Source organism: Schleiferilactobacillus harbinensis DSM 16991 (assembly GCF_000425885.1).
GTDB lineage: Bacteria > Bacillota > Bacilli > Lactobacillales > Lactobacillaceae > Schleiferilactobacillus > Schleiferilactobacillus harbinensis.
Genome location: NZ_AUEH01000023.1, coordinates 29951 through 41978, shown reverse-complemented (window position 1 = coordinate 41978; position 12028 = coordinate 29951). Strand labels below are relative to the sequence as shown.

Genomic DNA, 12028 nt, shown 5'->3' with positions numbered 1-12028 from the left:
CACTCCATCACCTTCGACAACGGTTCTGAGTTCGCCCTCTTGGACCAACTCAGAGGAACAAAGATCTACTACTGCCATCCCTATACACCCAGTGAACGTGGCAGTAACGAGAATGCCAACGGCTTGATTCGAGAATTCATTCCAAAGGGTCAATCACTATGGGAAGTCTCTAAGGAGAAGATTCGTAAGATCCAAGATGTCTTAAACCACCGGTTAAGGAAGTGCCTTGGATACCGCAGCGCAATCGCGGCGCTCCAGGCCTCCCCCCTGGGCCTGGAGGAATCCCTGCCCACTACCTAAACCAATTCACATGGATGAGTCTTCACTGTTGCACTTAATTTGACAATTCGGGAATTCGTTCCATCGAACTGCTGGACAATATTTGCCAACCGGGCGCCGCGGCCATCCCGGGCAGCTAAGCGCACACCAACGCGGTGTGCTTTGGCGGTGACCGGTACCGGCACGACGGCCAGAACATCGGCCCCGGGCTGCACACTAGCTAACGGGACGGTGGCAGTCCCAATAATTTGATTATCAGCGGCCGCTGCTTCAACGACAATCTCAGCCAGCCCCAGCGGTGCAGCAAACCCATAATTGTGCAAAGTCACCTTGATCGGACCAGCAAGCAGGTCGCGGTCATAGGTGATTTTTTGGACTTGAATGCGGTAGCCCAAGTGGTCCCGAATATAGTCATAGGCGGTGCGGGACAGCGGCTGACCGTGGGCATCGCGGAACCACTCCGGTTGGTAGGGCCAATGGCGGGCGTCAAGGTCAGCGGCGGTGAGCGCCTCTTGCCGCCAGGCCAGCATACTCGTTGTGGTGGGAATCCCGGGATAGTCTTTAACCCCTTGGTTGTGCAGTTCGTTGGCCAATTCCTGGGCGGAGAACGACCCGCTTTCGATTTCCCGGTAATTATGGGCCAAACTGAGGGACGTGAAGTGATTCCGCAGCAAGCGGTCAATGAACGGCCGGCTGGCGATGGTCGGTGTCTGGAGATAGATCGGATTAGCCCAGAACCAAATCATTTCGCCGTCCTGCAAGACGTAGGCGCTGTCCGCCAGGTAGCGCTGATATGCCGGGGAGGCTGGGTCGGTGCCGCCGATATTCCATTCGTGGGGGACACCGATGAGAAAGTCGTCGTGGTATCCCAGCCGGGCTTGGTCGGCAGTACTGAGGTACGGCGCGTTCTTGGTTTTCATGTCGTCCATCCGCAGCTGCACCTGCAGTTCTGCTGGGACACTGTGCAGGATCGCCTGTAAAATCGCCGTCTCGTTAGTCCGCTGGCGGGCATCGCCATGCCATTCACCCCAAGGGCCAATGAACCCCGCCTGAACGACATGAATGGTGTCGGCGTAGTCGTGCCAAATCGTCGTCAGCTGGTCAATGTGGGTCAAGGTTTGGGCCAGGGTCGGTTCCTGCACCCGGGGATGGGCGTCGTCCCACACGTAGGCAAAGCGCAACAGAGCCTTGATATGGTGGTCCCGCAGCATTTGCAAGTAGGCCGTCATGCGGTCAAAGGCGGCCCGGTCCAGCGGCTTATCCTTGTAGTCCGTTAAATAGAAATACACTTGGGCTAAACGCGGCTGGTCGGCGGTATGAAAGGCCAGCTCTTTTTCAAACGCCGCGTGGGCATCGGTATCCTGATAGTGATACATGCCTTTCCCCGTGGCGACGTTCAAGTAGACTTCCAATCGAAAGCCGCGGTCCGGGTTGGCTAAGAGAGTCGCTGTATCGCTGCCGGGCAGGGCGGCGGGGACGATGGTGAACATGGTTTCTTCCTTCTTTCTGGAATTCTGTACCTTGACTCTAGCAGAATTGGGCGGCGGCACAATGGCGATTGGTCAACATCTGTAATTTGTCCCACAAAACTGTATTTTCTCATATATGAAGCGGTTACATTATATTCTAGACTAAAGGTGATGGAGAAGCTGTCGGAAAAATCAAAGGAGAGGAATTACCGTGGAAATCAAAAAGATTGTGTTCGGCATGGGGGCAATCGCCGTGACGGGCTTGCTCCTCGCCGCTTGCGGTGCGCAAAATAGTGCCGACACCAGCACAAAGGTGGATACTGCAGAACTGAAGCCTTACGGGAAGTACAAGGAGCCTATTACATTTACCATTGGCAAGCAGCAACGGGACCGGTCATCGTTGTTCAAAGGTGATACGATCAACAATAACCCGGCGACCCGCTACTTGAAGCAGGAAACCAATATTTCGGTGAAGATTGCCTGGGAAGCCGCCGACTTCCCGCAGAAGGTGTCGCTGGTCATGTCCACGCAGGATCTGCCGGATGTGATGGGAGTGTATCAGGACCAATTTACTCAGTTGGCGAACAATGATTTGCTGGCCGACCTGACAGAAGTGTATAAGAAGGCTGCCTCACCTACAGTCAAGAAAAACATGTCGTCCTATTCCCAGAATATGATCAAGATTGCCAGCCGCGACGGCAAACTGTTGGGCATCCCGTCGCCCTATCCATACGGCGAAGAAAACATGCTCTGGATTCGCAAGGACTGGTTGGATAAGGTAGGCCTGCCGGTTCCGGAAACATTGGATGACGTCGAAAATGCCGCGAAGACATTCATTGCTAAAGATGTCAGCGGGACAGGCAAGACCATGGGGATTACGTTGACTCCGCAAATTTCTGGCCATGATGGGGCGCAGATGGATGGCGATCTGTGGTTCAACCAGTTCAACGCCTTCCCCTCCAGTATGATCAAAAAAGACGGCAAAGTGGTTTACGGCAGTATTCAACCGGAGACCAAACAGACGTTAACAATGCTGGCCCGCTGGTATAAAGAAGGGCTGATTGACAAAGAATTTGCCACCCGCACAGATGATGAAAAGAAGGCCTTATTAGCTAAACAGATGGGGATCTATGTTGCGCCATTCTGGGGATTAGATTTCACGAACTCATACGAAGCAGACAAGAATGCCAACTGGATCGCCATCCTCCCGGTATTGAAAAAGGGCGACAAGTTTATCTCGACCCACCCGGCGCCTGTTTTCCGCTATATCGTCGTGAAGAAAGGATACAAACATCCTGAAGCGGTGATGCGGGCCATCAACAATGTTGTGGACTTCAACGAGAGCCGCGGCTCGGCCAATGCATTCCGCCGGGCAGAAGCCAAGAAGGCCGGCCAGCCGGCAGTATCCCTCAGCTGGCTGCTGGATCCCATCGACGTGCAAATTACCAATGCGCATAGTACTGATTCGGTCACGATGGATAAAGCACTGAAGAATAATGATCCGTCTGGCCTGAAGGATTCGCAGATCAACTCCTATTCCTTGATCAAAGCATATATGGATCATAAGGACCGTAAAGGACTGGAGACCTATTTAGCCTCACAAGTAGGCGCTAAAACGGCGAACAGCAAGAATGTTACGTTCATTGATAAAGCCTTCTACGGCCAGACCAAGGCTATGACCCAAATGGGCCCGAACTTGCAGAAACTGGAAAACGAAGCCTTCATCAAGATCATCATGGGCCAAGCACCAATCAGTTCCTTTGATACGTACGTTAAACAATGGAAAGCCCAGGGCGGCGATACGATCGTTAAGGAAGTTCAAGACGCTGTCGACAAGGGTCAGGTGCAATAAGCAGTCAGACACATCAAGGAGGCTGGGGAGATTGTAACCAGCCTCTTTTCATTAGAGAGGAGCAGATCAATCATGGAACTGACGATGCACCGCAAAAAGAAGCTGATCAAGGCGCGGAAACCGGCTGCCCGTAAATTTGTGATGGCCTATCATTTGATGCTGCTGCCAGGCATTATTCTCCTGATATTATTCAACTTCTTACCCATGTTTGGAATCATCATGGCGTTTCAGGATTTCGTGCCAGCGCGCGGTTTTTTGCACTCCACTTGGGTGGGATTAGCCCATTTTCAATATATGTTCAGTTTGCCGGACAGCTTTCAGATTTTCAGAAACACCATCGTGATTGCTGGCGGGAAAATCATCTTTGGCACTCTGGTGCCCATCATTTTTGCCCTGCTGCTCAATGAAATTCGAGTGAAGTGGTTCAAACAAACGGTACAAACCATCGTGTATCTGCCGAACTTTCTTTCTTGGGTCGTTTTGGGGGCTGTGTTCACCATGATTCTGGCCAATGAAGGGATGGTCAATCAATTCCTAGGAATTTTCGGTATTCAGCCGATTTCGTTTCTGGCCAGCAATACCTGGTTCCAGCCAATCATGATCATTACCGATGTTTGGAAAGGCTATGGCTACGCCACCATCATCTATCTGGCGGCCATGACCAGCATCAATCCTGACTTATATGAATCAGCGGCGCTAGATGGGGCGAACCGGTGGCAGAACATGATTCATATTACGCTGCCAGCAATCATGCCAATGGTTATCCTGGTGGCGACGTTGAGCCTGGGGAACATCCTCAGTGCCGGCTTTGACCAAATCTATAACCTGTACAACCCCATTGTGTATCCCACCGGGGATATTATCGACACCTATGTGTATCGCTTTGGCTTGCGCGGGGCGCAGTATTCCTTCGGGGCGGCGGTCGGGTTGCTCAAGTCGGTGATCAGCCTGGTGCTGATCGTGATTTCGTACAAGCTGGCGAAGAAGTTTGCCCACTATACCCTGTTTTAGGAGAAAGGAGTGCACATTATGGTTCGTTCAAAATCATTAGGATCGCGACTGGTCACTATCCTGATTTATGCGTTGATGATCCTGGCCGCCTTTCTATCATTGGCCCCATTGGTTAATACGATCGCTATTTCGTTCAGTTCGGGGACAGCAGCTGCCTCGGGCAGTGTGAATTTCATTCCGGTGCAGTTTTCTTGGCAGTCGTATGCCAAGATCATCGCCGACCATGCTTTCTGGCAAGCATTCGGGGTGTCAGTCATGCGAGTGCTGGTGGGCGGCTCGCTGAGTCTGGTGCTCACCGTGCTGATGGCCTTCCCGCTATCCCGCTCCCAGGAACAATTTCCCGCCCGCAATATTTACATGTGGGTGCTGATCTTTGCCATGCTTTTCAGCGGCGGGATGATTCCTACGTATATGGTGGTCTATAAACTGGGGCTGATTAATTCGTTCTGGTCCCTGGTCTTGCCTGGTGCGGTGAATATCTGGAATGTCATTTTAATGATGAATTTCTTCAAAGGAATTCCCAATGCCTTGGAGGAAGCGGCGGTGATCGACGGGGCGTCGCCGTTGCAAATTCTGCTGAAGATTTATTTGCCCTTGGCGATTCCGTCACTGGCCACGATTACCTTATTCACTGTGGTGGGGTACTGGAATGATTTCTTCAGCGGCTTGATTTATATCAATGATCAGACGAAGATCCCGTTGCAGACGTACCTGCAGCAATTGAGCATTCAGGCCCAGAACCTGACAATGATGAGCAAAGAAGAGATAATGGCATTGGCCCGGGTGTCATCGCTTTCACTCAATTCGGCGAAGATTCTGGTCTCCATGATTCCCATTTTGCTCATCTATCCACTGATGCAGCGATTCTTGGTGAAGGGATTGGTGCTTGGTGCCGTGAAGGAATAACGCAAGGGGGAGGATACTGATGAAACACGTCTTGTTGGTCGATGATAATCAATTTGAACGGGATAATATTCGCCAACAGATTCAAGACCAGTTCCTGGATGTCGTGATCCATGAAGCGGATAACGGGCTGACGGCCCGGCGCTTCACTGATGCTCATCCCATTGATGTATTGGTGACTGACATTAAGATGCCGTTGATGGACGGGGTGGAGCTGATCAAGCAGATTCGATTTGTGAACAAACAGGTCAAAATCCTGGTGATCAGCGGATACGATGACTTTGCCTATGCCCGCGGTGTGCTGCCCTACGACGTCAGCGACTATCTGTTGAAGCCGGTGAACGGCGTGGAGCTGCGGGATGCACTCGGCAAGTTTTTGTCGCCGAAAGACGCCCCGGCGGCGGTATCGCCGCCGGTGGCCCAAGTTCTGCAACTGATCGAAGACGAGTATGCGACCAATCTGACTTTGGAGTATGTAGCCGATCAAGTGCATCTGGTGCCCGCCTACCTGGGTTCATTGTTTAAGAAAGAAGTGGGTCACAGCTTTTCCCGCTATCTGAATCAGCTGCGTTTGCAAAAGGCAGCGGAATTACTCAGCCAGACCAACATTCGGGTCGTGAACGTGGCCGCCTTTGTCGGGATCAATGATCCGTCGTACTTTGGCAAGCTGTTCCGCCAAGAATACGGCGACACGCCGGCCAATTATCGGAAGAAACAGGGCCAAACGGTATGATTCGGCCGTGGCAGCGCTGGTCATTGTGGGTCAAGATCTTCGTGTCCATGTTGGCCGTATCGGTGCCGGTGATTCTGCTGCTGGGGACGATTTCCTTTGTCCAAGGCCACGAAATGGATAAGGAAACCACCCAGACGTACCTGAAAAACGAAGTGGACAGCAGTCTGGAGATCATGAAGGGCAAGGCAACCACGGCAGAGGGTATTATCAATGCACTGTCGTTCAACAACGCGATTGGCAACACGTTCGAGAGCCAGGCGACGCAGCGGGACATTTATGCCGCGTATCTGAACTTTCGAGATTACGTTGATCCAACTCAGAAAGTGTTGATGACTCTGAATCCGGATTTGCAGCGGATCGATTATTACACGGATTCCCAGGTCGCAGGAATGCGGGAAAATGTCCATAGTTTGCAGGATAAGACGAATCCGCCCTTTGTGGCCAAACTGGGTTATTCTGAGAATCCCCAGTGGTTCGCCGATAGCGATCATGTCTACGCGATTCGGGCTTTTCCCATTTCGATCACCCCGGAGACCCATACACTGGTGATGCTGACGTATGACCGGCCGACGTTCTTTGCGCCGTTGGTAAAGAAAAATGCCATGCTGATCTTCACGGTGACCAACGCGGCGGGGCAGACAATTTTTACCGACAAACGGTGGAACAGTCGGCAATTCACCGCTGGCGGCCCAGCGATCCGCATTGGCACCACGGGCTGGCAATTGCGGATGCAGTATGATGGGGCGCTGGATCGGGATAACCGGATCGTTTCTTGGACGATTATCGGCGTGATCATCAGTCTGGTGTTGATCATGCTGCTGACGCGGTATTTCACCAACATGATCAGTGCTAATTTTCGCCGGTTGAAGGGTAACATTCAGCAAGTGATTGCCGATCCAGCCCAGAATGTTTCTTTCACCACGAATGAACAGGATGAATTCGGTCAGTTAAGCAATTCGGTGGGCGCAATGGTGGACCAGTTGAAGGCGCTGAATGACCAGGCAATGCAGGCGGAGATTGAGAAGCAGAGCAGCAAGTATGATGCGTTGGTCAATCAAATCAACTCGCATTTCTTGTACAATACGCTCTCGATGATCGATTGGCAGGCGCGGCAATCAGGCAATCCCGTGATCAGCATGGCGGTGCGCGAATTATCGACATTCTACCGGACGACGCTGAATCACGGCCACAGCGGGAAACTGTTGAAGAATGAAATTGACAACATTAAGGCTTATATTACGCTGCAGCTGGTCCTGCACGATACATTTCAGGTTTCTTACGACATTGATCCCCGCCTGCTGCGGGCGAGGGCCATCAACCTGATGATTCAGCCCATCGTCGAAAATGCCATTGAGCACGGTCTGCATGAAGAAAAGGCAGACGCAGAGATTTTTATCTCTGTCCGCCAGGAAGCAGATCAATTGTGGGTCCAGGTGACCGATAACGGGGTCGGCATCGCGCCGGCACAGCTGCCGCTCTTGCTGAGCCGGGAGGCGGCGGGGTATGGGCTGCGCAATGTGGATCAGCGGATCAAGTTCTATTTTGGCCCGGCATATGGCCTGACCATTGATAGTCAATTGGGTGTGGGCACGAGTGTCACGATCAAACTGCCATTATTGATTGAGGAGGAAAAAACCAATGGATCTGCTGGACATGAGTCGATTGATGCGCCTCATTGAGCGCTTGGGGAATGTGGTCATCAGCAGTGGACTGCTGCTGATGACCAATCTGCCGTTGGCTTTTTCGCTGGCCTTTATTCCCATTCAACGGAATAATGTGCTGATTTTAATCGGCTTGAGCGTAACGCTGGGGCCGTCTTTGACCGCGCTGAATTATGCGTATTTCCATGGGGATACGCTGGTCCGTCATTTCTTTAAGGGGTATCGCGACAACTGGCGGCAGGCGTGGGCATTGTTCAGTGGGCTCACCGGCCTGCTCCTGCTGTTCACTTACGATAGCTTGTTTGTCTTAGCCAATCCGCAATTTCAATTTTTCCTGATCCCATTGGTGTTTGTACTGGCATTCCTCGTGCTCTTAGGGTTTTACACGGCCCTGCTGTTGGCGCGCTATACGGGGTCGATTCGAAATCAGGTGCGCAATGCAGCTATTTTGACTGGCCGCCATGGTTTTCGCAATATTGGGCTGCTGGTCTTTGTCAGCAGCGTCTTCCTTGTGACCAAGGCGACGAATATGCCGCTGCTGCAATTATTGCTTGCTGGCGTGATTGCCATTGGCAGTTTCTATTGGCTCCGGGGGACGCTGGAGCGGGTGATTAGTAAACCATAGAATGAAAAAACGACATTTTTCTCGAGTTTTCCGGTGAAAAATGTCGTTTTTTTATGTTTCATGCCCGCACTTGGCCGTCCCCGCGAATTTCGTATTTGGTCGTGGTCAGCTGGGCCAAGCCCATCGGCCCGCGGGCGTGCAATTTCTGGGTGCTGATGCCGATCTCGGCGCCAAAGCCGAATTCAAAGCCGTCGGTGAACCGGGTCGAAGCGTTCACGTAAACGCAGGCAGCGTCGATTCGTTGCAGGAAGCGTTGACTGGCGGTGTAATCATTGGTGATGATGGCTTCCGAATGCTTCGTATTGTGGGCGTTGATGTGGGCGATGGCTGCATCCAGAGAATCGACCACTTTCACCGCCATGATCAAGTCGTTGTACTCGGTATCCCAATCGGCTGCAGTGGCCGGGATCATGTCCGGCACGATCGCTCGGGCCCGCGCGTCGCCCCGGAGTTCGACCCCATGGGCGCGCAAGGCGGCGGCTAATACCGGCAGATAATCAGCGGCCACGTCCTGGTGGATCAAGAGCTTCTCGGCGGCATTGCAGACGGAAGGGCGCTGGACCTTGGCATTGACGACGATATTTTCTGCCATTTGCAAGTCGGCCCCTTGATCCACATAAATGTGGCAGTTGCCGGCACCAGTCTCGATGACCGGAACGGTCGCATTTTTGACCACCGTCTGAATTAAACCGGCGCCGCCCCGGGGAATCAGGACGTCCACGTACCCGTTTAAGCGCATCAGTGCTTGGGCGGTCGCGTGGCTGGTATCCGTGATCAGTTGAATGGCGGCCACCGGCAAGCCGTGATTGGCTAACACGTCTTGCAAGACCTTCGCCAAGGCCATGTTACTGCGCAGAGCTTCTTTGCCGCCGCGCAGGATCACGGCATTGCCGCTTTTGAACGTGAGACCGGCAGCATCCACGGTCACGTTCGGCCGGGCTTCAAAAATGATACCCACGACCCCCAGCGGGACGCGCTGCTGGACGATGTGCAGCCCCGCGTCCGTCGTCCAGCCCTTGTCCGCTTGGGCAGTGGGATCCGGCAGTCCGGCGACCTGGCGCAGGCCAGTGGCCATATCTTGGATACGAGCATCAGTGAGCCGCAGGCGATCAACGAACTTGGCCGGCAGATCCGCGGCATTGACCAGATCGTCAGCATTGGCCGTTAAAATTGCTTGGCGATGGGCCACCAGCGCATCCGCCATCGCGTTCAGGACGGTATTCTTTTTGGCCGCTGGCAAAACAGCTAATTCAGCGGCGGCATTTTGGGCGGCTTGGCCCATTTCTTCTAACGTGGTGATCATGACTGTTCAACCTCTGCTTTCTGCACAAACCAAGTGCCGACATTTTCGCCGGCGATAATATGGGAAATAATGCGCGGATCAGCGCCGCTGGCCAGAACCATTTGGGCGCCAGCCTGCATCATGCGGCCAGCCGCCTTCAGCTTCGTCACCATGCCGCCAGTCCCTAAGCGGCTGCCGCTGCCAGCGGCACCAGCTAGGATGTCTTCCGACAGGTGATGCACGGTGGTCAGTCGGCGAGCATCAGCGTGGCGGCGTGGATCCTGGTCATAGAGCCCATCAATGTCCGACAGCACGATCAGCAGGTCCGCCCCGATCTGGGTGGCCACCAACGCCGACAGCTGATCATTGTCGCCAAAGGTCGTCCGGTGGTCCAATTCATCCACAGCCACCGAGTCGTTTTCATTGATTACCGGAATGATCCGGTGGGCCAACAGGGCATCGATCGTGTCCATGACGTGGGTCCGGCTGACCGGATAATCGAAGACATCGTGGGTCAGCAGCAATTGGCCAATTTGCGCGTCATAATCATTGAACCGTTGGCTGTAGAGCCGCATCAGTTCGCACTGCCCAACCGCGGCCAGCGCCTGCTGTTCCGCAATACTGCTGGGCCGTTCCGTGAGGCGCTGCTGGGTCAGGCCGACCCCGATCGCCCCGGAAGTCACCAGCACCATGTCGCAGCCTTGATGATTCAACGCCGCCAGGGTGAAGGCCAGGCGGTCGATCGTCCGCAGTTTGATCTGGCCTGTGGCGGCGTCGATCAGACTGCTCGTGCCGATTTTGACGACGATGCGCCGGCAAGTCAGCGGTCTCTTTTCTGTCATTTCTATATTCCTCCCAAAAATAAACAAAAATCCGCTTCGTTCGAGGCACCCATTTCTGGGCGGTACCATCCTCGTTCAAAGCGGATTTCTTTGCTCTTTTGCGTTTGCTATGACCAGCGATCACTGGATGTGACACCATCGGTTCGGATTCGTGCACGCCGCCGGCGTCTCAGTGATGGTCGGCTTCCTGTAGGGCACTTCGTTTGCACCGATTGAATAACCGTAGCTTAGCCGGAACGGAGTAAAATGTCAACTTTCTATATGTTCCTGAGGATTGACTATTGGTTGCAGAAATCGCATCATAGGGGCAAATACATAACTTGGGGGTAATAGAACATGTGTACATCAATGCAGATCAGAGCCATCGAGGGTGACGTCTTTTGGGGCCGGACGATGGACTTCGCGGATACGTTTTTCCATCAGAATGATCCCAAAGGCGGCATCAACTTCCCTGGGAAAATCACCAGCTTTCCCCGCGGCGTGAAAGTGCCAAGCCAGACCCCGGATTGGACGACGCAATATGCTGCCAGTGGTGTTGGGGTTGCCGGCACGGCCGGCTTGTTTGACGGGGTTAATGAACATGGCCTGGCCGGTGACATGCAGGTGCTGGTCGAGGCCACCACGGCATCGCCGGAGTCCTTGAGCCAACGCGGCTTGAAGGGTGTCTTTGCCACAGAATATGTGGCTTACATTTTGACTACCTGTAAGACGGTGGCGGATGTCCGCGCCGCAGCGGCGAAGACGGGCATTCTGGCAGATGACGCGGCCAAGGGGATTCCGCTGCACTATGCCTTTGTGGATGAAACTGGGGCCGGCGTGGTGTTGGAACCGACTGATCATGGGGCATTCAAGGTTTACGACAACATTGGTGCGATGACCAACAGTCCAGAGTACGGCTACCATACGACCAACCTGCGCAATTACGTTTCTCTGGACGCCATCAACCGCGGTCAGGGGACTAAGCTGGGTGATTACCAGGTCCAACCCATTGAATTCGGGACGGGTTACGGCATGTTTGGTTTGCCGGGGGATTATACATCGCCTTCCCGCTTTGTCCGGGCCATGGTTGTTTCCCATAACCTCCCGCCGTTTCACCGGGCTGACGGTATTCAGCAACTCTATAACTGCTTCAAGACAGTGATGGTACCGGAAGGCTTGGGCCGCGATGCGGATAATGAAAATCGGACCGATTCCACCCAATATTGGGCAGGCTTCGACCTGGCTAAACGGACCATGACGGTGCAGGATTCCCACTACATGACGCCGACGGTCAAGACGGTGGATCCGGATATCACCGAGATCACCTACCAAGACTTGAATAAAGACTATGTGGCGCACGTTCTGTAAACCTGTTTAATATAAAGGCCCATC

At 53.5% G+C, this 12028-nt stretch carries 11 protein-coding genes; 8 read left to right on the top strand and 3 right to left on the bottom strand.

What is annotated here, in order from left to right:
- Nucleotides 1-300: IS30 family transposase (locus H627_RS17605; RefSeq protein WP_155827907.1), on the top strand; the 300-nt coding region annotated here is incomplete at its 5' end.
- Here the strand turns inward: H627_RS17605 and H627_RS0108420 are convergent.
- A complete protein-coding gene (locus H627_RS0108420) occupies nt 297-1769 on the bottom strand; it encodes a DUF4874 domain-containing protein (RefSeq protein ID WP_027828601.1) in 1473 nt (490 codons plus the stop codon). The two genes, H627_RS17605 and H627_RS0108420, sit on opposite strands and share 4 nt — an antisense overlap.
- A gap of 190 nt (nt 1770-1959) precedes the next feature.
- Between H627_RS0108420 and H627_RS17600 the strand changes: the two genes are divergently transcribed.
- The 6 genes from H627_RS17600 to H627_RS0108390 all read left to right on the top strand — a co-directional run bounded on the left by H627_RS17600 (nt 1960) and on the right by H627_RS0108390 (nt 8533).
- Nucleotides 1960-3600: an extracellular solute-binding protein gene (locus H627_RS17600; protein WP_051225298.1), complete on the top strand. Its 1641-nt coding sequence runs from the start codon at nt 1960-1962 to the stop codon at nt 3598-3600.
- A gap of 72 nt (nt 3601-3672) precedes the next feature.
- Nucleotides 3673-4611 carry an ABC transporter permease gene (locus H627_RS0108410; protein ID WP_081674803.1) on the top strand — a complete coding sequence of 313 codons (939 nt, stop codon included), beginning with the start codon at nt 3673-3675 and terminating at the stop codon, nt 4609-4611.
- Between the two features lie 18 nt (nt 4612-4629).
- A complete protein-coding gene (locus tag H627_RS0108405) occupies nt 4630-5517 on the top strand; it encodes a carbohydrate ABC transporter permease (RefSeq protein ID WP_027828599.1) in 888 nt (295 codons plus the stop codon).
- 19 nt (nt 5518-5536) lie between these two features.
- Nucleotides 5537-6247 (top strand): response regulator transcription factor, encoded by a 711-nt coding sequence (locus tag H627_RS0108400; RefSeq protein WP_027828598.1) that lies wholly within the window; start codon nt 5537-5539, stop codon nt 6245-6247.
- Nucleotides 6244-7926, top strand: a complete 1683-nt coding sequence (locus H627_RS0108395; protein WP_027828597.1) for a sensor histidine kinase — start codon at nt 6244-6246, stop codon at nt 7924-7926. Before H627_RS0108400 ends, H627_RS0108395 begins: the two co-directional genes overlap by 4 nt.
- Nucleotides 7886-8533, top strand: a complete 648-nt coding sequence (locus tag H627_RS0108390) for a YesL family protein (protein WP_027828596.1) — start codon at nt 7886-7888, stop codon at nt 8531-8533. Before H627_RS0108395 ends, H627_RS0108390 begins: the two co-directional genes overlap by 41 nt.
- 58 nt (nt 8534-8591) lie before the next feature.
- Here H627_RS0108390 and H627_RS0108385 read toward each other — a convergent pair whose 3' ends face one another.
- Both H627_RS0108385 and proB read right to left on the bottom strand, forming a co-directional pair.
- Nucleotides 8592-9836: a glutamate-5-semialdehyde dehydrogenase gene (locus H627_RS0108385; RefSeq protein WP_027828595.1), complete on the bottom strand. Its 1245-nt coding sequence runs from the start codon at nt 9834-9836 to the stop codon at nt 8592-8594.
- A complete protein-coding gene (gene proB / locus H627_RS0108380; protein WP_027828594.1) occupies nt 9833-10657 on the bottom strand; it encodes a glutamate 5-kinase in 825 nt (274 codons plus the stop codon). The genes H627_RS0108385 and proB overlap by 4 nt, the downstream gene beginning before the upstream one ends.
- A gap of 336 nt (nt 10658-10993) precedes the next feature.
- Here proB and H627_RS0108375 point away from each other — a divergent pair, with 336 nt between their 5' ends.
- Nucleotides 10994-12004 carry a linear amide C-N hydrolase gene (locus H627_RS0108375; RefSeq protein WP_027828593.1) on the top strand — a complete coding sequence of 337 codons (1011 nt, stop codon included), beginning with the start codon at nt 10994-10996 and terminating at the stop codon, nt 12002-12004.
- Nucleotides 12005-12028 lie beyond the last annotated feature (24 nt).